Here is a 19569-nt window from a genome sequence, read left to right as displayed (position 1 = left end):
CATCCTACACTGGCCCCCATGAGCGAGCAGGCGTCGGCCGAGAACCCCATCACCGCGGTCCTCGAGGCCACGCAGCGGTACCTGTCGACGGTCGCCCGGCTCACCGAGGAGCAGCTCCGCGAGCCCTCCGTGCTGCCCGGCTGGACCCGCGCGCACGTGGTGGCCCACGTGGCCCTCAACGCCCACGGCTTCGCCGGCGCCCTGCGCGGCCTCCGCACCGGCACCCCCACCCCGGTCTACGCCAGCGACGAGCAACGCGACGCCGACATCGAGGCGTACGCCGCTGCGTCGCTCGAGCAGCTCCAGGCCTTCACGCAGATGCAGTGCCTGCGCATGGCCGGCGAGCTGAACATGCTCAAGGCCGTCGGCTCGGTCGAGCGGACGCCCGGCGGCCCCGTGCTCTCCGTCGTCGACGTCGTCGAGCTGCGCTGGCGCGAGGTGGAGATCCACCACGCTGACCTGGCGGCCGACCTCGCACCGGGCTACTCCCCCGCCGACTGGCCGGCGACCTTCGCGGCGTACCTCGTGGAGGAGGCGGCCTGGGACCGCGGCGAGGAGTTCGCCGCCACGCTGCACGCGCAGGACATCGGCAAGACGTTCCGCGTGGGGGCCGGTGGCCACGGCATCGCCGGCACCGCAGGCGCGCTCGCGTGGTGGCTCGTCGGCCGGGGCGCCGGCGAGGACCTCGTCGCGATCCGTGGCCTGCCGGAGCTCGGCCCCTGGAAGCGCCGTCCGCGCGAGGCCTGAGCCTCACCCGGCACGACGTACCGTGACGTCGTGACCGCAGGTGAACAGCGATGACCACCGCCGCCGTCGTCGGCAGCGGACCCAACGGCCTCGCTGCGGCGATCCGCCTCGCCACCGCCGGCCTGGAGGTCACCGTCGTCGAGGCCGCCGACCGCCCGGGCGGTGGCACGCTCACCAGCGAGCGCACGCTGCCGGGCCTGCTGCACGACGACTGCGCCGCGTTCCACCCCACGGGCGTCGCGTCCCCCTTCTTCCGGTCACTCGACCTGGAGCGCCACGGCCTGCGCTGGCTCTGGCCCGAGGTCGACCTCGCCCACCCGCTCGACGACGGCCGCGCGGGGCTCGCGGCGCGCGACCTGGCAGAGACGGCCCGGTCGCTCGGCGTGGACGCCGAGCGGTGGCGTCGCCTGTTCGCCCCCTCGCTGCGGCACTTCGAGCCCCTGATCGACGAGGTGCTCCAGCCGGTCGCGCACCTCCCCCGGCATCCGGTCACCCTGGGCCGGTTCGGCACGAGGGCGGTGCTGCCGGCGACCGTGCTCGCACGACTCTTCCGCGACGAGCCCGCGAAGGGGCTCTTCACCGGCGTCGCCGCGCACTCGTTCGGCCGGCTCGACACACCGTTCAGCGGATCCGTCGGCCTGATGCTCGCCGCCTCGGCGCACGCGGTCGGGTGGCCGGTCGCCGAGGGCGGCACGGAGGCGATCACCCGCGCGCTGCTGGCCGAGCTCGCCGCACACGGCGGACGTGTGGTCACCGGGCAGCACGTGACCTCGACCGACCACGTCGCCGACCTCCTCGGAGGCGCGCCCGCCATCACCATGCTCGACACCAACCCGCGTGATGCCGCACGGATCCTCGGCCCCGCCCTCCCCACGCGCATCCGGCGCGCATACCAGCGCTTCCGCTACGGGCCGGCGGCGTTCAAGGTCGACATCGCCCTGGAGGGGGACATCCCCTGGACCAACCCCGACGTACGCCGTGCCGGCACCGTCCACCTCGGCGGCTCCGCAGCGGAGATCGTGCAGACCGAGGCGGAGACGACGGCGGGCCGGATGCCGCAGCGGCCGTTCGTCCTGCTCGGCCAGCAGTACCTCGTCGACCCGTCACGCTCGACCCCGGAAGCCAACCCGGTCTACGCCTACGCGCACGTCCCGCACGCCTACACGGGCGACGCCACGGAAGCGATCCTGGACCAGGTCGAGCGGTTCGCCCCGGGGTTCCGCGAGCAGGTCCTGCAGGTCACCTCCCGCGGCCCGATGGAGCTCGCGGCCCACAACCCGAACTACGTCGGCGGCGACATCAGCGCCGGCGCGAACACGGCCCGACAGCTGCTCGCGCGGCCCCGCCTCGCCGTGGACCCGTACGCGACCGGCGTACCGGGCACCTACCTGTGCTCGTCGGCGACACCGCCCGGTGCGGGCGTGCACGGCATGGGCGGCTACCTCGCCGCAGGGGCGGCGCTGCGGCACCTCCGCTGACCGCTGCGCCCGACGTCCACCCACCGACGCCTGCCTACGCTGGGGACCATGACGTACACCGGAGACGTGACTCCCGCCGGCCCGCCCGCGATCCGCGAGCTTCCCGGCCTCACCATCACCAAGTACGCCGTCGATCCCCGGATGGCGAACAACTGCTACCTCCTGCGCTGCACGGCGACGGGAGCCCAGCTGCTCGTCGACGCCGCCGACGACGCCCCTGCTCTCCTGGAGCTCACCGGCGGCATCGTCGACACCATCGTGACCACCCACCAGCACTGGGACCACCACCGCGCCCTGGCCGACCTCGCCGCCGTCACCCGGCCGATGACCGTCGCCGGCGCGCCGGATGCCGACGCGATCGAGTCGGCGACCGGCGTACCTGTCTCGCGACGCGTCGGCGACGGCGACGTGGTCAGGGTCGGGGACGTGGAGCTCGAGGTCATCGCCATCGCCGGTCACACGCCCGGCTCGATCTGCCTGCTCTACCGCGACCCCGCGGGCCACCCGCACCTGTGGACGGGCGACGCGCTCTTCCCCGGTGGCGTCGGTGCGACCTTCGGCGATGCCGATGCGTTCGCGACCCTCATCGACCAGGTCGAGACGAAGATCTTCGACCGTCTGCCCGACGAGACCTGGTTCTACCCGGGCCACGGCGGCGACTCGACGCTGGGCACCGAGCGTCCGAGCCTCCCGGACTGGCGGGCCCGGGGCTGGTGACCCGCCGGGGCCGCGACCTCAGCGGAGCCCCTCGAGCAGCAGCAACGCACCGAAGATCGCGAACAGCGCGGCGGCGCCGTACCTGATCGGGCGCTCGGGCAGGTTGCGGCCGATCAGCACACCCGCAGCGATCGCGAGGGCGTCGGCGGCGACCATGCCCAGCGTCGACCCGAGCCAGGTGCCGAACCAGCCCTCGTTCGTGGCGAGCGTGATCGTGGCCAGCATCGTCTTGTCGCCGAGCTCCGCGAGGAAGAAGGCCGTGCCGACGGCGACGACGGCCAGTCCGCGCGCGCGGGCGGCCTTCTGCGACTCCTCGTCGGTGAGCTCGTCGCCGCGCAGCGTCCACAGTGCGAAGGCGAGGAACGCGACACCGGCCGCGATGTTGATCGTGCCCTGGTGGGCCGCGAAGGCGTCCCCGAGGAGGGCGCCGATGCCGACGGAGGCGAGGTGCACGATCGCGGTCGCCGCGGTGATGCCGAGGATGACATCACGGGCCCGGTACCGGGTCGCGAAGGTCATCGCCATCAGCTGGCTCTTGTCGCCCAGCTCGGCGACGAAGATGACGGCGGTGCTGAGAAGGAAGGCGTACACGGGTGTCTCCTTGCGCCGCGAGGCCGAAGGACACCAGGGACGTCGCCTCCGACCAGGCGACGTCCGTAGTGGGTCGTCAATCTGGTCGAAAGTCTCGTCCGCCACCGAGGTGGCCTGCCGCACCGGACCCGGAGGTCAGTGTGTCGACGCGGCTGTTGGGGACTACTCCCTTTCGCCGATGATGGTACCGGCTCAGGCCGCGAGGTCCCGCTCGTGGGTCTCGCCCCGGTAGCGGGAGGGCCGGCCGTCGATCCGGAGGAGCGTCCACAGCAGGCGCGCCGGACCACGCCGGATGCCGAGCCTGTCGGCGAGCAGGCGCACGTCACCGAACATCTCGCGGCGGTGTGCGTCCGAGGCCGGCGAGCGCCACCACATCTCGCGGGCGACCCGTCGCGGGATGCCCATCGCCCGCAGGTCGCGCCGGGTCGGCTTCATGATCATGCTGCAGAGCCACCACATCGCGGCCGGGTAGGCGAGCGACAGGAAGAAGCGCTTGACCGGCCCGGCGGCGGCGACGTTCTTCGCCAGCCACTCGTGCGCGAAGCTGATGTGCCGCGCCTCCTCGGCGATGTGGATCTGCATGATCCGCGAGATCAGCGGCTGCCGTCCTCCGTCGCGGATCATGGACTTCTGCAGGTGGTCGATCGGCTCCTCACCCGCGAGGATCCCGATGAAGAAGACGGTCGGCAGGTAGAGCCCGGCCTGCGTGATGAACGGCGCAAGCCGCTGGAAGTACGTCGGCGCGCCCTGGGGGTCGATGCCGAAGCGCTCGTGGGCCCGGTTGACCGCCTCCTGGAACATCTGGATGTGGTGGGTCTCCTCCGTGACCTCGTGCATGGCGTAGCGGAACTCCGGGTTGCCGGTGCGCATGCCGATCAGGTGGTGCATCATCCCGCCGATCAGCACCTGCTCGAACTGGCGGCCCACCTTCGCGATCTGGGCGAAGCGGAACATCCCGATCGCGATCTGCCGCTCGAGGGGAAGCGCCTGGTACCAGGGATGGGCACCGATGACGTCCGCCTCCGACAGCACGAACTGCGGGTCGTCCTCCCGCCACGCGTACGCCGGGTCGTCCCACGGCACGTCCGTGAAGGCGTTGAAGGAGAGTCGCACGGATGCCTCGGAGAGGCTTCGCAGGTGGGCCTCGTAGGCGACGGCGTCGAATGCTTCCTGGACCATGCGGCGACATTACCTGCGACAGCCTGTCACAGACACTCACCGTGCATGTGTGGCGCGTCACACCCCCGGAAAGCGCGACAGGGCCCCGCGACGAACCTGTCGTGGCGGGGCCGTAGTCGACGGGCGATGACAGAGAGGGGAAGTCACCGCTTCCATCAGGAGGTGAAGGCCGGGAGGGGCTTTCGTGACTTCAGGCTAGGCGGCGCCCACCGCGTCGCGACAGGGCCAGAAGTCACTGTTTGGCCCCTACTTTCGTCTAGGCGGGGCCTCCGCGCTCAGCGGAAGAGGCCACCGACGACGGGGACCTGCCCCGCCACGCCGCGTACGACGGCGGGCAGCTGCGACTTCACGACGTACTCCCCCACGCCGACCGCCGACGGCTTGGTGACCGCGGGCTCCTTGCCACGGCCCATGCGCCACAGCTGCGTCGTGTACCAGACCACCTCGGCCATCGCGTCGAGCTTGCGGATGCCGATGGAGCGCGGCTCCATGCCGGCGACCTCGGAGCGCTGGCCGGACAGGAGCAGGCGCGGGAAGTCGGGGTCGACCGCGAGGGGACGACCCAGGCCGATCACGTCGACGGCGCCGGTCGCGATCGCCTCGTCCATGCCCTCCTTGGTGCGGAAGCCGCCGGTGACCATGAGCGGAAGCGACACCTCGCCACGGAGGCGCTCGGCGAAGTCGAGGAAGTAGGCCTCCCGCTGGCGGGTCGACTCGCGCTTCGTGACGCCCATCATCGCGCCGACCTCATAGGTGCCGCCGGAGATCTCGAGCAGGTCGATGCCGGCCGCCTCGAGCGCCTTCGCGACGACGATCGACTCGTCCTCGCTGAACCCGCCCCGCTGGAAGTCGGCGCTGTTGAGCTTCACCGACAGCACCTTGTCGGCCCCGATCACCGCACGCGTGGCGGCGACGATCTCGAGGAGGAAGCGCGCGCGGTTCTCCGTGGAGCCGCCGTACTGGTCGGTGCGCTGGTTGGCGAGCGGCGAGAGGAACTGGCTGATCAGGTAGCCGTGCGCACCGTGCAGCTGCACGCCGTCGAAGCCGGCGGCGACGCACACGCGCGCGGTCTCGGCGTACCGGGCCACGATGTCGGCGATCTCCTCCGCGGTGAGCTCGCGCGGCACGGCGAAGGCCCCGCCCATGCCCTTGAGCCCGATGGCCGACGGGGCGACCGGTCGGGGCGACAGCGAACGCGGCGACTGGCGACCCGGGTGGTTGACCTGGACGAGCGCCACGGCACCTGCCGACTTCGCGGCCGCGGCCCAGGCGGAGAGCGCCTCGAGGTCGCGGCCGTCCTCGACGACGACGTTCGCCGGCTCGCCCAGCGCACGCCGGTCGACCATGACGTTGCCGGTGACGAGGAGTCCCGAGCCGCCCGTCGCCCACCGGTCGTAGAGCTTCACCAGGCGACCGTCGGGCGCGTGCGTCGCGATCGTGCCGAGCTGCTCCGACAGGGCGCTCTTGGCGAGGCGGTTGGGCAGCGTCACGCCGCAGGGCAGGGTCAGGGAGGTCTCGATCACGGCCGCAATCTATCCACCGGTGAAGGATCCGGGCGTCCTCCCCTGGTCGGAACTTGCCGCTCCGACCGCGGGCGGAGCCGTGACAGGGCTCAGGCGCCGTCGGTGTCGAACTCGCCGATCTCGTACTCGGCGGTGTCGACGGAGAACCCGTCGCCGAACGGGTTGCCCGCGAGCGAGACGAACTTCTCCTGATGGCGCCGCTCGCGCGGGAAATCCAGCTCACGCAGCGCCATCGAGACCGCCCTCATGAACGGCGCGGGGCCACAGCAGAACGCGTCATAGGAGGAGTACTGCGCGGCGAACGCCTTGAGCTGGTCCTGGGTGGGGAGACCCTGGACGCTCTCCAGCCAGTGGACGACGAGCAGGCGGTCGGGGTGCGCGGCCGCGAGCTCGGCGAGCTCCCGCGCGAAGATCACCGACTTCTCGTCGCGGTTCGCGTAGAAGACGACGACCCGTCCCGTGCCGTGCGCGAGAGCGGTGCGGGTGATCGACATGATCGGGGTGACCCCCGAGCCGCCCGCGAAGAGCAGCAGGTCCTCGTCGAGGTCCTTCGGCGTGAAGATGCCTGCCGGCGGCAGCACGCGGAGGCTGTGGCCGGGGCGCAGGTTGTCGGCGATCCAGTTCGACGCATAGCCCTCGGCCGTGCGCTTGATGGTCACGCGCAGCGGGCCGCCGTCGTGCGGCGACGACGACAGCGAGTAGCAGCGCGCCGCCAGCTCGTGGGTGTCGCTCGGCACGGCGATGGTCAGGAACTGGCCCGGCTTGTAGACGAACTCCGACGCCAGCTCCGCCGGCACCTCGAGGGCGACCGTCAGCGCGTCGTGGGTCTCCTCCACCACCTCGACGACGGGCAGGAGGTAGGAGTCGATTTCGACAATCTGGCCTGACATGTAAAGCAGCCTACGGGTTGCCGGGACACCGCGTCGCCGTGACCACCGTCACGTGAGAAGCCGGGCCGTGCCGTTGGTCAGCTGCACGACGTAGAAGCCCGAGTTCGCGTCGGTGTACCAGACCTGGCCGCGCGCCGCGTCGTACGCCGGAGCGCTCATCGCCCACGACCCGATCGCCGGCGGCAGGAGCACCAGGCCCTTCGCGGAGGTGAGCGGCCGGTTGAAGTACGCCGCCTCCTTCGGGTGCGCGAGGTCGCTGATGTCGAAGAGCCGCAGCCCGGACAGGATCATCGAGCAGCCGACCAGCTTCGGTGCGTCGGTCCGCGGGATCGAGCAGTAGTGCGCCGCATAGCCCTGTGCCGGGAACGACGCACCCGGGTCGCCCCACTCCGCGTCGCGGCGGTCGGGCTGCTGCGCCTCGAGGCGGAGGTTGGAGATGATCCGCGGGTGCACCGGGTCGGTGACGTCGATGATCCGCGCGGCGCCGACCGGCGCGGTCTTCATGCTCGTCAGCCCCTGGAGGGAGAAGAGGTCGATGAACTCGTCGACCTCCATCACATAGGTGCGGCCGTCCTTCGTGAACGGCTCGGCCACCTGCGGGATCGACAGCTCGCGCCAGGTCAGGCTCGAGAGCGTCGTGATCTGCGGGTTCGCCACGCGGTCCTGGACCTGGCTGACGTCGAGGATCCGCAGGCCACCACCGGAGATGCCGGTCGCGGACGGGGAGCCGATGTTGGCGACGTACATGGTGCGACCGTCGGGCGAGAGACGCACCCCGTGGTAGACCACGCCGGTCTGCAGCTTGAGCAGCTTCGGCGTGCGCGGGTCGGTCAGGTCGATCGCAGCCAGGGTGCCGGCGATCCCGGCGCTCCAGAACGTCCTGCCATCGGGCGCGAAGCCGGACTCGTGGCCGAGGATGCCCATCGGCGAGGTGGAGAGCAGCCTCGGGTGCCGGCAGTCGGTCCTGACGTCGTAGACGTCCATGACGCCCGGCAGCGTCGCAGCGGTGCCCATCACGGCCACGAGCAGGCCACGCGCCCGGTTGACCAGCAGCGTCTCGTGCGGGCTGAGCATGGCCGGCGTGACCAGGCTCGCCGTCTTCACTGGCGCGGCAGGGTCGGCCATGTCGAGCACCTGCACGCCGAGGCCCGTGCCGTTGAGGGTGTTGCTCAGGACGTCACGCCCGGCGATGAGCGTGGAGTCGTAGAACGCACACGTGTGTCCGGCCGGATCGGTGTAGCGCTCGACCTTGAAACCTCCGGAGGCACCCTGGTGGGCCACCTGCCTGGTGTTGCAGAAGTACCCCTTCGCGGCGCGCCCGCTGTCGTAGTCGGCCTTCGGGACCCTGCCCTGCCACGAGGTCTCCGGCAGCGATCCGGGACCGCACACCGCCCGGGGCGTGGCAGCCGGCCAGGTGTCAGCGGCTCCCTGCGAGACGCCGGCGATCGCCAGCGTGCCGAGGCCCAGCGCGACGACGAGGGCGGCGATGAGGCGATGGACGGCGTTGCGGTGATCCATGCACACCTCAACGAACGCAGGTGACGACGGTCACGCCGCCGCCCGCCGCCTCACTCCCCGACGTACGCCGCGAGGTGCTGGCCGGTGAGCGTCGAGCGGTCCGCGACCAGCGCGGCCGGCGTTCCCTCGAAGACCACCCGGCCACCGTCGTGACCGGCGCCCGGGCCGAGGTCGATGACCCAGTCCGCGTGTGCCATGACGGCCTGGTGGTGCTCGATCACGATCACCGTCTTGCCCGCGTCGACGATCCGGTCGAGCAGCCGCAGCAGGTTGTCGACGTCCTTCAGGTGCAGGCCGGTGGTCGGCTCGTCGAGCACGAACACTCCCCCGCTGTCCTTCATGTTCATCGCCAGCTTGACCCGCTGCCGCTCACCCCCGGACAGGGTGTTGAGCGGCTGACCCAGGCGCAGGTAGCCGAGGCCGACGTCCTCGAGCCGGGCCAGGATCGATGCCGCCGCGGGCGTCTTCGTCTCGCCCGCGCTGAAGAACGCCAGCGCCTCCGACACCGGCAGGTCGAGCACCTCGGCGATGTTGAGCCCGCCCCAGCGCAGCTCCAGGACCGAGGCCTGGAAGCGCTTGCCGCCGCAGTCCTCGCACGGCGTCGAGACGGTGTCCATGAACCCGAGCTCGGTGACGATCACGCCGGCGCCGTTGCAGGTCGGGCAGGCACCCTCCGAGTTGGCGCTGAACAGGGCCGGCTTCACCCCGCACGCCTTCGCGAACGCCTTCCGGATCGGCTCCAGCAGTCCGGTGTACGTCGCCGGGTTGCTGCGGCGTGACCCCTTGATCGGCGCCTGGTCGACGACCACGACGCCCGCGCGACCCGCCACCGAGCCGTGCACCAGGGAGCTCTTGCCCGAGCCGGCGACGCCGGTCACGACCGTGAGCACACCGGTCGGGATGTCGACGTCGACGTGGTCGAGGTTGTGGGACGTCGCGTCGCGGACCTCGATCACGCCGGTGCGCTCGCGGACCCGGTCCTTGAGCCTGGCCCGGTAGGCCAGTGCCCGGCCGGTGTGGGTGTCGGCGGCCCGCAGCTCGTCGTACGTGCCCTCGAAGACGACCTCGCCTCCGCCGGTGCCGGCCTCCGGTCCCATGTCGACGACGTGGTCGGCGATCGCGATCGTCTCCGGCTTGTGCTCCACGACGAGCACGGTGTTGCCCTTGTCGCGGAGCTCGGTGAGGACCTTGTTCATGCGCTCGATGTCGTGCGGGTGGAGGCCGATCGTGGGCTCGTCGAAGACGTAGGTGACGTCCGTCAGGGCCGAGCCGAGGTGGCGGACCATCTTGGTGCGCTGCGCCTCGCCGCCCGACAGCGTGCCGGAGGGCCGGTCGAGCGAGAGGTAGCCGAGGCCGATCTCGGTGAGGGCGTCGAGCAGGTGCAGCAGCCCGTCGACCAGCGGGGCGACCACCGGTTCGCCGATGGTCCGGACCCAGTCAGCGAGGTCGGTGACCTGCATCCGGCAGACGTCGCCGATGTCGAGGCCCTTGATCTTCGAGGTGCGCGCGGACTCGTTGAGCCGCGTCCCCTCGCACCGCGGGCACTCACCGAAGACGGCCGCGCGCTCGACGAACGCCCTGATGTGCGGCTGCAGGCTCTCGGGGTCCTTGCTGAACATGGACTTCCGGATCTTCGGGATCAGGCCCTCGTAGGTGATGTTGATCTTGTCGACCCTGACCTTGCGCGGCTCGGCGTACAGCAGGTCCGCCTTCTGCTCCTCGCTCAGCTGCCCGACCGGGACGTCCGCGGGCACGACGGCCTTGAAGGCGCTCACCATCCAGCCGTCCGCGGTGTAGCCGGGCACGAGGATCGCGCCCTCCTCCAGCGACCTCGACTCGTCGATGATCGCCGTGAGGTCGAGGTCGGAGACCGTGCCCCGGCCCTCGCAGGCCGGGCACATGCCGCCGAGGTAGACCTGCTGGCGGACGACGTTCTTCTTCCCGCTCTCGGTGACCGACACTCCCCCGACCTTCGTCGTCGGGATGTTGAACGAGAACGCCGTCGGCCCGCCGATGTAGGGCTGCCCCAGGCGACTGAAGAGCGAGCGCAGCATCGCGTTGGCGTCGGTCACCGTGCCGAGCGTCGAGCGCGGGTTGGCACCGATCCGCTCCTGGTCGACCAGGATCGCGGTCGTCAGGCCGGAGAGGGCGTCCACGTCGGGCCGCGGCAGCGTCGGCATGAACCCCTGCACGAACGTCGAGTAGGTCTCGTCGATCAGGCGGCGGCTCTCCGCGGCGATGGTGCCGAAGACCAGGGAGCTCTTGCCGGAGCCGGAGACGCCCGTGAAGACGGTCAGCCGCCGCTTCGGGATCGCCACGCTGACGTCCTTGAGGTTGTTCTCCCGGGCGCCCTGCACTGTGATGAAGTCGTGGTTGTCCGCAGCGTGCACGGCCCCATCATGCCGGTCCACGCACAAGTAGCATCGCGTCCATGCGTTCAGCCAAGGACTTCTTCTCCCCGCTCGCCGTGGGCGCTCCGGCCCCCGTCCGCGAGATCCCGGCCAAGCCGAGCCGCGCGATCCACTTCTTCGACCCCGGCAACCCCAAGATGGCCGCCAAGGTCCCGGACATGGTCGGCACCGTCGACGTCCTCCTCGGCAACCTCGAGGACGCCGTCAAGGCCGAGAACAAGGAGATCGCCCGCGAGGGCCTCGTGAAGATCGGCCAGGAGGTCGACTTCGGTCCGACCCAGTTCTGGACCCGCATCAACTCGCTCGACTCGCCGTGGGTGCTCGACGACCTCACCACGCTCGTGCCCGCCATCGGCGAGAAGCTCGACGTGATCATGGTTCCCAAGGTGCAGGGCGCCGAGGACATCCACTACATGGACCGGATCCTCGCCCAGCTCGAGGCCAAGGCCGGCATCACCAAGCCGATCCTGATCCACGCGATCCTCGAGACCGCCCGTGGCGTCGCCAACATCGAGGAGATCTGCGCCGCCTCCCCGCGCATGCAGGGCCTCTCCCTCGGCCCGGCTGACCTCGCCGCGGACCGCCGCATGAAGACCACCCGCGTCGGTGGTGGCCACCCGGGCTACCTGGTCCGGGCCGACGCCCCGCGCAACGACGCCGGCGACCTGCAGTACGACGCCGACCGCACGACGTACCAGCAGGACCTGTGGCACTACACGATCGCCCGCATGGTCGACGCGTGTGCCATGCACGGCCTCTTCCCGTACTACGGCCCGTTCGGCGACATCAAGGACACCGTCGCGTGCGAGGACCAGTTCCGCAACGCGTTCCTGCTCGGCTGTGTCGGCGCCTGGTCGCTGCACCCGGTGCAGATCAAGATCGCCAACAAGGTCTTCTCGCCGTCCGTCGAGGACATCAAGCACGCCCGCCGCGTGATCGCCGCCATGGGCGACGGCACCGGCGCGGTCATGCTCGACGGCAAGATGGAGGACGACGCCTCCGTGAAGCAGTGCAAGGTCATGGTCGAGCTCGCCGAGCGCCTCGCCGCGACCGACCCCGACCTGAAGGCCATGTACGACGCGATCGAGGTTGACTGACCATGACGACTGAAGGCTTCCGCCCCCGCCGCACCGTCCTCTACATGCCCAGCTCCAACGAGCGGGCCCTGGAGAAGGCCAAGACGCTGGCCGTCGACGCGCTGATCCTCGACCTCGAGGACGCCGTCGCCCCCGACGCCAAGCCGCAGGCGCGCCTCAACGCCGCCGCCGCGGTGAAGTCGGGCGAGTACGGCGCCAAGGAGCTCACCATCCGCATCAACGGTGCGGACACCGAGTGGCACGCCGAGGACCTCAAGGCCGCCGCCGAGGCCGGACCCGACGCGATCGTCGTTCCCAAGGTCAACTCGGCCGAGCAGGTGCGCGAGCTGATCGCGTCGTTCGAGGCTGCCGGCGTCCCGGAGCACACCAAGCTCTGGGCCATGATCGAGTCGCCGCAGGCGATCCTCGACGCCCGCGAGATCCTCGGTGCCTCCGACCGCCTCACGGTCGCGGTGCTCGGCACCAACGACCTGGTCAAGGAGCTCTTCGTCGACCACGTCGTCGGCCGCACCAACCTGGTCACCTCGCTCCAGCTCGCGGTCCTCGCCGCGCGCGCCACGGGCAAGGTCATCCTCGACGGCGTCTACAACGACGTGAAGAACGCCGAGGGCTTCCTCGCCGAGGTCGAGCAGGGCCGCCAGTTCGGCTTCGACGGCAAGACGATCATCCACCCGGGCCAGATCGAGCCGGCCAACGAGGGCTTCGCGCCGTCGGCCGAGGCGATCGACAACGCCAAGGGCCTGATCGAGGCGTTCGAGTCCTCCGACGGCGGTGTCGTGACCTACAACGGCAAGATGGTGGAGAACCTCCACGTCGAGTCCGCGAAGCGCACGCTCTCCATCGCTGCCGCGATCGAGGCACTGCAGGCCTGACCGCCGCACGGCACGACAGCCCTCGTCCTCCGGGACGGGGGCTGTCGCCGTCTCAGGACAGGCGCCCGGTGAGCTTCCACTGCCGGCGGGCGTCGAGCCGGTGCGGCTCCGCCCGGGGGTACGGCGCGGCCTCGTCGTCCCAGGCCTCGATCTCACCGACCGGCTCGGCCTGCAGCGCGCCACGGACGGCCGGCGTCAGCGTCTGCACCAGGTCCTCGAACTCCATCGAGGCGAGCGGCTCGAGCCGCATCTGGTAGCGCATCATCGCGGCGGCTGACAGCGTGCCGAGGGCGAGCTGGATGCGGGTGGTCGAGACGTGCAGCCCGGCCGGGCCGGCGAGCGGCACGAAGACGAGCCGGTTGAGCCGGCGGAAGACCTTCTGGCTGCGTCCTTCACCCTCCATCGCCGAGCGGATGGTGGCGATCACCGCGGCCTGGGTGCGCTGGTTCTCGCAGAAGCCGAGGAAGCGGCGGGTCACCCTCTCGGCGAAGTCGTCCATCGTCACAGGAACGCTCCGCGGTGGTAGAGCAGCGGCTCCGCATCGGAGAGCTTGGAGAGCGACCGGACGCGGCCGATGACGACGTCGTGGTCGCCGGCCGGGTGCACGGCCTCGATCGTGCAGTCGACGTAAGCGAGCGCCCCCTCGAGGATCGGGGCACCGCTGCCGGCCGCCCGCCAGGTCACCCCGGCGAACTTGTCGGCCCCCTTCGAGGCGAAGACGGCGGCCAGCTCGGCCTGCTCGGCCGCGAGCACGTTGACGCAGAAGTGGCCCGCCTCGCGCATCAGCGGCCACGAGCGGGACGTGAGCGCGGGGATGAAGCTGACCAGCGGAGGCTCGAGCGAGACGCTGGAGAAGGTCTGGCAGGTCATCCCGACCGGCCGGCCGTCCAGGAGGGCGGTCACCACCACGACACCGGTCGCGAACTCGCCGACGACCTCCCGGAAGTACCGGGCCCGGACCCGCGCAGCTGCGGAGTCGTCGATGTCGACGGGTTCGCCCGGGCGGAGCTCGAAGTCGGAGGTGCCGGGCATGGCAGCAGTCTCCCAGACCGCTACGGTGACCCGGTGACCGAGACCCCCTCCGCCGCGCCGTCGACCCTGCCCCCCAGCCTGTCCGGCGAGCTGCTCGACCTGATCCGCGCCACCAAGGGCTTCATGCCGGAGGACGAGGGCCTGCTGCTCCACCGTTGGGCCCTCGAGCAGCTGTCCAGCGGCCCCGCTCTCGAGGTGGGCAGCTACTGCGGCAAGTCGGCGGTCTACCTCGGTGCGGCCGCGAAGGCGGTCGGCGACGGCATCGTGTTCGCGCTCGACCACCACCACGGGTCGGAGGAGAACCAGGCCGGCTGGGAGCACCACGACCGTGACGTCGTCGACCCCGAGACCGGCCGGATGGACACCCTCCCCTTCTTCCGGCGCACCATCGAGCGCGCGGGCCTCGAGGAGCACGTGGTCGCCCTGGTCGGCGAGTCCGGCCCCGTCGGCCGGGTCTGGCGTACGCCGCTCGCGCTGCTCTTCATCGATGGTGGCCACGGCGTGGAGCCGGCGCGCACCGACTTCGAGACCTGGGTGCCGCAGGTCGCGGTCGGCGGCGTGCTGGTCATCCACGACGTCTTCCCCGACCCGGCGGACGGTGGCCGGCCGCCGTACGAGGAGATCTACCTGCCCACGCTGGCCCGCGGCGACTTCGAGGAGGTCGACGCGCTCGGGTCGATGCGGGTGCTGCGCCGCACGCACTGACCGGCCGGCGCACTGGGCGCTGCGCGGACCATCTGTGTGACTGATGTCGCCAAAATGGCGGAAGTCACCTAGCGTGTCTTCCGTGATTCCTGAGGGAAAGCGTGTATGGGGCGGCCGTGCGTCGCGGGCTGCCGTCGTGGCGACGGCGCTGCTCGCCGCCCCCGTGGTGCTCTCGGGAAGCGCCGTCGGGTCCACGACCGCTGGAGGCACACTGGCCGTCAGCCGCACGTCCGGCATCCCCGGTGAGGCCCTCGTCGTGCAGGTGACCTCGCTCCCCGGACCCGCCGCGCGTCCGGTGCGCCTCGACCGCTGCGTGGGCTACAGCGGCTCGACCTGCAGCTACTGGGTCACCGCCATGAACGGGACGACCAGCAACCACGCCTACGCCTTCTCCACGCGGGTGCACGCGATGGAGCACAACCGCTACCGCGTCTACGCCGCCGCGACCTCGACCGACGGCGCGCGGATGACCTCGAGCCTGCAGGTCGACGGGCTCCAGCAGGACGCCAGCATCGCGTTGCCCAAGGCGACCACGGTCGGCTCGACGGTGTCCGTCACCCTCGGATCCGGGAGCGGTCCGGTCCGCCCCGGTCGCGAGATGTCCCTCCAGCGTCGCAACCCCGACGGCACGTGGAGCTGGGTCGCCGGCCCGTTCGTCCTCGACAGCACGGGCACGGTCACGGCCTCACTCACCCTCGATGCGGCCGGCCGGCAGACCTACCGGGCGGTCGCCCGTGACTGGGCCCCTGCCGGCACCAACACGTTCGTCGGCTGGTTCCCGTCGTTCCCGGCCACGGTGGTGGTCTCGTGAGCCGCCGCGTGCGGGCCGCCGTGGCCACCGCCGTCGCCACCCTCGCGGCCACCGCCCTGGCGCCACTCCTCAGCCCGCTCGGCGGAGCGAGCGCAGCCACCTCGGCGGGCGCGGCGTTCGGGTGGGGCGGGGCCAGCGAGGTCTGGGACTGGGAGCGCGGCGAGTCGACCACCGGCTGGCGTGACGTCGCCGACGGCACCGGACGGGTCGGGATCTACTACGGGCAGCTCGGGCTCGACAGCGGGCCGGCGTCGTACAGCTCCACGGCGAGCGGCGACGTGCTCGCCTGGCTCGACGGCAACGCCCACAGCCGCGGCCGCTGGGAGTTCCGGATGAAGTCGAAGCAGTGGGCCACTGCCACCCCCTACCAGGTCCGGCTCGAGCTGGTGCCCGCCGGGACGCCTGCTTCCAGCTGCGGCACGACCGCCGTGACACTGGCCAGCTGGAACGGCTACACCAGCAGCACCCCGACCCGGCTCGGCGTCCGCAACGGAACCTCCCGGTGGACCCTGGCACCGTTCACCCTCAACCAGGCCAACGTCTTCCACACCTACGCGGTGGAGATCAAGGACACCGCGATCACCTGGTTCGTCGACGCGAAGGCCGTCGGCCGGCTGACCTCGACCCAGGCGCCCGGCGCCTTCTCCACCACCGCGCTGGTCCCGCGGCTGGTGCTCGACGGCCCAGCCGGCACCGCGATGACGCACACCCGCGCCACCACCGACTGGGACCGCTACTTCACGCTGGCCAGGGCCGGCGCCACGATCCCGACGACGACGCCGTCGCTGACCGCGACGACGACGGCGGTCAGCGGGATGTGCTGACCTCGGTGCAGCCGCACTCGAGGGCGATCTCCGGGAAGTCCGCTGCGAGCGTCTCGCCGCGCATGATGCCGGACCCGGGCGTGCTCCCGCCGAAGCGCTCCCCCAGTGCGTCCACGGCCAGCAGGACGGCCGCGGCGGTGTAGGTGGTGTGCTCGACCGGCCAGTACACGTTGGGGTTCTCGTTCTCGTAGCCCTCGAGCTCGTAGACCCAGCCGGTCCAGTAGGAACCGTCCTCGGCCCGCAGGTGCTGCATGTCCCTGAGCAGCGTCAGCGCACGCTCGTGGTCGCCGATGGCGTCGAGCGCCATCACCAGCTCGCAGGTCTCCGCCCCCGTCACCCACGGGTTGGTGTCCACGCAGCGGCAGCCCAGGTCCGGCACCACGAAGTCGCTCCAGCGGGTGTCCAGCAGCGCGTGCGCGGCCTCGCCCCGCACGGCACCGCCGAGGACCGGGTAGTACCAGTCCATGGAGTACTTCGACTTGTCGGCGAAGCGCTCCGGGTGCTGCCGGATCGCGTGGCCCAGGCGACCGCCGGCCAGCTCCCACTCGGGCTGCGGCTCGTCGAGCAGGTCGGCGAGGGCGACGCCCGCGCGCAGCGACTGGTAGATCGAGGAGCACCCGGTCAGGAGGCAGAAGTCGTCCTGCGGCGTCCACTGGATGCCGCCCCAGTCCTGCTGGAGCGAGACCACGAAGTCCAGGCCCGCACGCACGCTCGGCCACAGCTCCTCGACGAAGGCGCGGTCACGGCGGACCAGCCAGTGGTGCCACAGCCCCACCGCGAGGTACGCCGACATGTTGACCTCGCCGCGGTCGTCCTCGACCTCGCCGGCGACGATCTTCATCGGCCAGGAGCCGTCGGCGCACTGCAGGGTCGGGACCCAGCGCAGCGCCTTCTCCGCGGCCTCCACCTCGCCCCCGACGAGCAGCGCCATGGCCGCCTCGACGTGGTTCCAGATGTCGGTGTGCTCCCCCGTGGTCCAGGGGATGCCACCGTCGGCCTCCTGCATGCGCGCGATCGACGCAGCCGTCGCGGCCACGTCGTCGGCGGTCAGCACGCCCTCGACGTACGGGATCTGCGGCTGCATCAGGCCGCGTCCGGCTTGCGGAAGTAGAGCACCATCGACTTGCCGATGACGGGGTTGAGCGCCCTCTCGGCACCGCGGGTCAGCGTCGACCAGCCCTTCGTCTTCATGATGTCCCAGACGAGGACCTGGTGGTAGGCCTTCACCAGCGGGTGCTTGTCGTTGTTGACGCCCACCGCGCACTTGAGCCACCAGTACGGCGTGTGCAGGCCGTGGGCGTAGGACTTGCCCTCGAAGACCATCGCATCGCCCTCGGTGCCGTCGTTCATCCGGCCGCCCTTGGTGACCTTGTCGACCAGCTCGTGGTCCGTGTAGATCCGGATGTGACCACCCTCGGCGTTGTGGTAGTCCGCGGAGAGCTTCCAGTTGATGACCTCGGGCAGCCAGCGGGGCACCGTGATCGCCATCGTGCCGCCCGGACGCAGCACCCGGATCAGCTCCTTGATGGCGTCGACGTCGCGGTGGATGTGCTCGAGCACCTCGGCACAGACCACACGGTCGAACTCGCCGTCGGCGAACGGGAGCGAGAGCGCGTCGCCCTCCTTGACGTCCGCCTCGGCCCCGGCCGGCGCCTCGCCGACCTCCTTCATCGCAGCGAACAGGTCGCGCACCTGGGCCAGCTCGTCGGCGTTCTGGTCGAAGGCGATGACGTTGCCGCCGCGGCGGTAGATCTCGAACGAGTGGCGGCCCGCGCCGGCTCCCATGTCGAGGACGCGGTCGCCCGGCTCGAGGCCCAGGCGGTCGAAGTCGACGGTCAGCATCAGTGGTTCTCCTGCTTCTTCTGCTCGATGACCTCGGCGAGGGCCTCGGCGGTGTGCGTGGCGGCAGCGCGCCAGCTGAACGTCTCGTCGACACGCTTGCGCCCCGCGGCACCGTAGCGGGCGCGACGCTCGGGGTCGTCGAGGAGCGCCGCGATCGCGTCGCGCAGTGCCTCGACGTCTCCCGGCGGCACCAGGTCGGCGCAGAGCCCGTCGGGGCCGACGACCTCGGGGATCGAGCCGGCACGGCTGACCACGAGAGGCGTCTCGCACGCCATCAGCTCGACGGTCGGGAGCGAGAACCCCTCGTAGCGCGACGGCACCACCGCCAGCTCGGCCGAGCCCATCAGGGCGACGAGGTCGGTCTGGCTGAGGCCGTTGCGGAACTCCACCGCGTCGCCGATGCCGAGCTCCTCGATCAGCTTGATCGTCGGACCGTCCTCCTGGGGCTTGGAGACCAGGACCAGGTGGACGTCGCGCTCGGTGCGCAGCTTGGCGAACGCCTCGAGCAGCACGTCGATGCCCTTGAGCGGGGAGTCGGCGCTGGCCATGGCCAGCAGCCGGCCCGGCACACGAGGAGCCGTCGGCGGCTGGAACTCGGCGTCGGCCCCGAGGTGGATCACCTCGATGCGGTCCGGGTCCACCCCGAAGTCCTTCACGATGTCGGCGTACGACGACTCGCTCACCGTGATCACCTTGCGAGCGGCGCGGGCGACCTTGCCCTGCATGCCGAGGAAGCCGTACCAGCGGCGCAGGCTCAGCTTGCGCCGGATGCCCGTCGCGGCAGCCAGGTCGATCCGACGGTCGAACGTGATCGGGTGGTGGATCGCGGTGACCATCGGCAGGCCGAGCTCCTCGACCTTGAGGAGCCCGTCGCCCAGGACCTGGTTGTCGAGCACCACGTCGAACTCGTCCCTGCGCTCACGGAGCAGCTTGATGACGCGCTTGGCGAACGTGCGCGGCTCGGGGAAGCCGGCCGTGCACATGATCGCGAACTCCTGCACGTCGACCAGGTCGCGGAACTCGCGCAGCTTCGGGATCCGGAACGGGTCGGGCTCGCGGTAGAGGTCGAGGCTGGGGACCTTGGTGAGCTTCACGCCCTCGTCGAGCTCCGGGTAGGGCTGGCCGGAGAAGACCTCGACCTCATGGCCCAGGGCGACGAGCTCCCGGCTGAGGTGGCGGACGTAGATGCCCTGCCCACCGCAGTGGGGCTTGCTGCGATACGACAGCAGTGCGATGCGCATGCCGCACCTTCCTCTCCGACACTCGCGCCGTGTGGAGACGCGAGGGACCAGCCTAGTCGTCACAGGAAACGACGGGTACACCATGTACCGT

The 19569-nt window shown here is 71.0% G+C and carries 19 protein-coding genes; 8 read left to right on the top strand and 11 right to left on the bottom strand.

Features of this window, described 5'->3' with window-relative positions; genetic code table 11:
• Nucleotides 1-18 precede the first annotated feature (18 nt).
• Genes Q5722_RS14260 through Q5722_RS14250 form a run of 3 tightly spaced genes read left to right on the top strand, consistent with a single transcriptional unit; the run spans nt 19 to nt 2942 of the window.
• Nucleotides 19-747, top strand: a complete 729-nt coding sequence (locus Q5722_RS14260; RefSeq protein ID WP_305028927.1) for a DinB family protein — start codon at nt 19-21, stop codon at nt 745-747.
• Between the two features lie 50 nt (nt 748-797).
• Nucleotides 798-2225 (top strand): phytoene desaturase family protein, encoded by a 1428-nt coding sequence (locus Q5722_RS14255; protein ID WP_305028926.1) that lies wholly within the window; start codon nt 798-800, stop codon nt 2223-2225.
• A 48-nt stretch (nt 2226-2273) separates the two neighbouring features.
• On the top strand, nt 2274-2942 hold the full coding sequence (locus Q5722_RS14250; RefSeq protein ID WP_305028925.1) for an MBL fold metallo-hydrolase: 669 nt from the start codon (nt 2274-2276) through the stop codon (nt 2940-2942).
• An 18-nt stretch (nt 2943-2960) separates the two neighbouring features.
• Here Q5722_RS14250 and Q5722_RS14245 read toward each other — a convergent pair whose 3' ends face one another.
• The 6 genes from Q5722_RS14245 to Q5722_RS14220 form a co-directional block, all read right to left on the bottom strand.
• Nucleotides 2961-3533 (bottom strand): TMEM165/GDT1 family protein, encoded by a 573-nt coding sequence (locus Q5722_RS14245; RefSeq protein ID WP_305028924.1) that lies wholly within the window; start codon nt 3531-3533, stop codon nt 2961-2963.
• A 192-nt stretch (nt 3534-3725) separates the two neighbouring features.
• Nucleotides 3726-4712, bottom strand: coding sequence for an AurF N-oxygenase family protein (locus Q5722_RS14240; RefSeq protein ID WP_305028923.1), 987 nt, complete (start codon nt 4710-4712; stop codon nt 3726-3728).
• A gap of 275 nt (nt 4713-4987) precedes the next feature.
• A complete protein-coding gene (locus Q5722_RS14235; protein ID WP_305028922.1) occupies nt 4988-6235 on the bottom strand; it encodes an NADH:flavin oxidoreductase/NADH oxidase family protein in 1248 nt (415 codons plus the stop codon).
• An 89-nt stretch (nt 6236-6324) separates the two neighbouring features.
• Complete coding sequence (locus Q5722_RS14230; RefSeq protein WP_305028921.1) at nt 6325-7125, bottom strand: FAD-binding oxidoreductase; 801 nt, start codon at nt 7123-7125, stop codon at nt 6325-6327.
• 48 nt (nt 7126-7173) lie between these two features.
• Entirely contained in the window at nt 7174-8643 is a 1470-nt protein-coding gene (locus Q5722_RS14225; RefSeq protein WP_305028920.1) for an LVIVD repeat-containing protein, read from the bottom strand.
• Between the two features lie 50 nt (nt 8644-8693).
• Entirely contained in the window at nt 8694-11033 is a 2340-nt protein-coding gene (locus Q5722_RS14220; RefSeq protein ID WP_305028919.1) for an ATP-binding cassette domain-containing protein, read from the bottom strand.
• Between the two features lie 41 nt (nt 11034-11074).
• On the opposite strand from Q5722_RS14220, the gene Q5722_RS14215 reads away from it, so the two are divergent.
• Together Q5722_RS14215 and Q5722_RS14210 are read left to right on the top strand one after the other, a co-directional pair.
• Nucleotides 11075-12151 (top strand): HpcH/HpaI aldolase/citrate lyase family protein, encoded by a 1077-nt coding sequence (locus Q5722_RS14215; RefSeq protein WP_305028918.1) that lies wholly within the window; start codon nt 11075-11077, stop codon nt 12149-12151.
• A gap of 2 nt (nt 12152-12153) precedes the next feature.
• Nucleotides 12154-13023, top strand: a complete 870-nt coding sequence (locus Q5722_RS14210; protein ID WP_305028917.1) for an HpcH/HpaI aldolase/citrate lyase family protein — start codon at nt 12154-12156, stop codon at nt 13021-13023.
• 52 nt (nt 13024-13075) lie between these two features.
• Here the strand turns inward: Q5722_RS14210 and Q5722_RS14205 are convergent, their stop codons facing one another.
• Together Q5722_RS14205 and Q5722_RS14200 are read right to left on the bottom strand one after the other, a co-directional pair.
• Nucleotides 13076-13522 (bottom strand): TetR/AcrR family transcriptional regulator, encoded by a 447-nt coding sequence (locus Q5722_RS14205; RefSeq protein ID WP_305029081.1) that lies wholly within the window; start codon nt 13520-13522, stop codon nt 13076-13078.
• 2 nt (nt 13523-13524) lie between these two features.
• A complete protein-coding gene (locus Q5722_RS14200; RefSeq protein WP_305028916.1) occupies nt 13525-14055 on the bottom strand; it encodes a flavin reductase family protein in 531 nt (176 codons plus the stop codon).
• Between the two features lie 33 nt (nt 14056-14088).
• On the opposite strand from Q5722_RS14200, the gene Q5722_RS14195 reads away from it, so the two are divergent.
• From Q5722_RS14195 to Q5722_RS14185, 3 genes are all read left to right on the top strand, one after another.
• A complete protein-coding gene (locus tag Q5722_RS14195) occupies nt 14089-14760 on the top strand; it encodes a class I SAM-dependent methyltransferase (RefSeq protein ID WP_305028915.1) in 672 nt (223 codons plus the stop codon).
• Nucleotides 14761-14842: 82 nt separating this feature from the next.
• On the top strand, nt 14843-15571 hold the full coding sequence (locus Q5722_RS14190; protein WP_305028914.1) for a hypothetical protein: 729 nt from the start codon (nt 14843-14845) through the stop codon (nt 15569-15571).
• Nucleotides 15568-16395: a family 16 glycosylhydrolase gene (locus Q5722_RS14185; protein ID WP_305028913.1), complete on the top strand. Its 828-nt coding sequence runs from the start codon at nt 15568-15570 to the stop codon at nt 16393-16395. Before Q5722_RS14190 ends, Q5722_RS14185 begins: the two co-directional genes overlap by 4 nt.
• Here the strand turns inward: Q5722_RS14185 and Q5722_RS14180 are convergent.
• Genes Q5722_RS14180 through Q5722_RS14170 form a run of 3 tightly spaced genes read right to left on the bottom strand, consistent with a single transcriptional unit; the run spans nt 16379 to nt 19478 of the window.
• Nucleotides 16379-17479 carry a prenyltransferase/squalene oxidase repeat-containing protein gene (locus Q5722_RS14180; RefSeq protein WP_305028912.1) on the bottom strand — a complete coding sequence of 367 codons (1101 nt, stop codon included), beginning with the start codon at nt 17477-17479 and terminating at the stop codon, nt 16379-16381. The two genes, Q5722_RS14185 and Q5722_RS14180, sit on opposite strands and share 17 nt — an antisense overlap.
• Nucleotides 17479-18237 (bottom strand): class I SAM-dependent methyltransferase, encoded by a 759-nt coding sequence (locus Q5722_RS14175; RefSeq protein WP_305028911.1) that lies wholly within the window; start codon nt 18235-18237, stop codon nt 17479-17481. Before Q5722_RS14175 ends, Q5722_RS14180 begins: the two co-directional genes overlap by 1 nt.
• Complete coding sequence (locus tag Q5722_RS14170) at nt 18237-19478, bottom strand: glycosyltransferase family 4 protein (protein WP_305028910.1); 1242 nt, start codon at nt 19476-19478, stop codon at nt 18237-18239. Before Q5722_RS14170 ends, Q5722_RS14175 begins: the two co-directional genes overlap by 1 nt.
• Nucleotides 19479-19569: the final 91 nt, after the last annotated feature.

Source organism: Nocardioides jiangxiensis, assembly GCF_030580915.1.
Classification (GTDB): Bacteria; Actinomycetota; Actinomycetes; order Propionibacteriales; family Nocardioidaceae; genus Nocardioides; species Nocardioides jiangxiensis.
The sequence above is the reverse complement of the archived record's forward strand: the minus strand, read 5'-3'. Positions and strand labels throughout refer to the sequence as shown.

Bases quoted from the DNA above. Each gene is read 5' to 3' on its own strand.
- Q5722_RS14250 (WP_305028925.1), top strand. From the start codon at position 2,274: ATGACGTACACCGGAGACGTGACTCCCGCCGGCCCGCCCGCGATCCGC.
- Q5722_RS14225 (WP_305028920.1), bottom strand. From the start codon at position 8,643: ATGGATCACCGCAACGCCGTCCATCGCCTCATCGCCGCCCTCGTCGTC.
- Q5722_RS14215 (WP_305028918.1), top strand. From the start codon at position 11,075: ATGCGTTCAGCCAAGGACTTCTTCTCCCCGCTCGCCGTGGGCGCTCCG.
- Q5722_RS14240 (WP_305028923.1), bottom strand. From the start codon at position 4,712: ATGGTCCAGGAAGCATTCGACGCCGTCGCCTACGAGGCCCACCTGCGA.
- Q5722_RS14170 (WP_305028910.1), bottom strand. From the start codon at position 19,478: ATGCGCATCGCACTGCTGTCGTATCGCAGCAAGCCCCACTGCGGTGGG.
- Q5722_RS14210 (WP_305028917.1), top strand. From the start codon at position 12,154: ATGACGACTGAAGGCTTCCGCCCCCGCCGCACCGTCCTCTACATGCCC.
- Q5722_RS14230 (WP_305028921.1), bottom strand. From the start codon at position 7,125: ATGTCAGGCCAGATTGTCGAAATCGACTCCTACCTCCTGCCCGTCGTC.
- Q5722_RS14205 (WP_305029081.1), bottom strand. From the start codon at position 13,522: ATGGACGACTTCGCCGAGAGGGTGACCCGCCGCTTCCTCGGCTTCTGC.
- Q5722_RS14200 (WP_305028916.1), bottom strand. From the start codon at position 14,055: ATGCCCGGCACCTCCGACTTCGAGCTCCGCCCGGGCGAACCCGTCGAC.
- Q5722_RS14260 (WP_305028927.1), top strand. From the start codon at position 19: ATGAGCGAGCAGGCGTCGGCCGAGAACCCCATCACCGCGGTCCTCGAG.
- Q5722_RS14255 (WP_305028926.1), top strand. From the start codon at position 798: ATGACCACCGCCGCCGTCGTCGGCAGCGGACCCAACGGCCTCGCTGCG.
- Q5722_RS14175 (WP_305028911.1), bottom strand. From the start codon at position 18,237: ATGCTGACCGTCGACTTCGACCGCCTGGGCCTCGAGCCGGGCGACCGC.
- Q5722_RS14180 (WP_305028912.1), bottom strand. From the start codon at position 17,479: ATGCAGCCGCAGATCCCGTACGTCGAGGGCGTGCTGACCGCCGACGAC.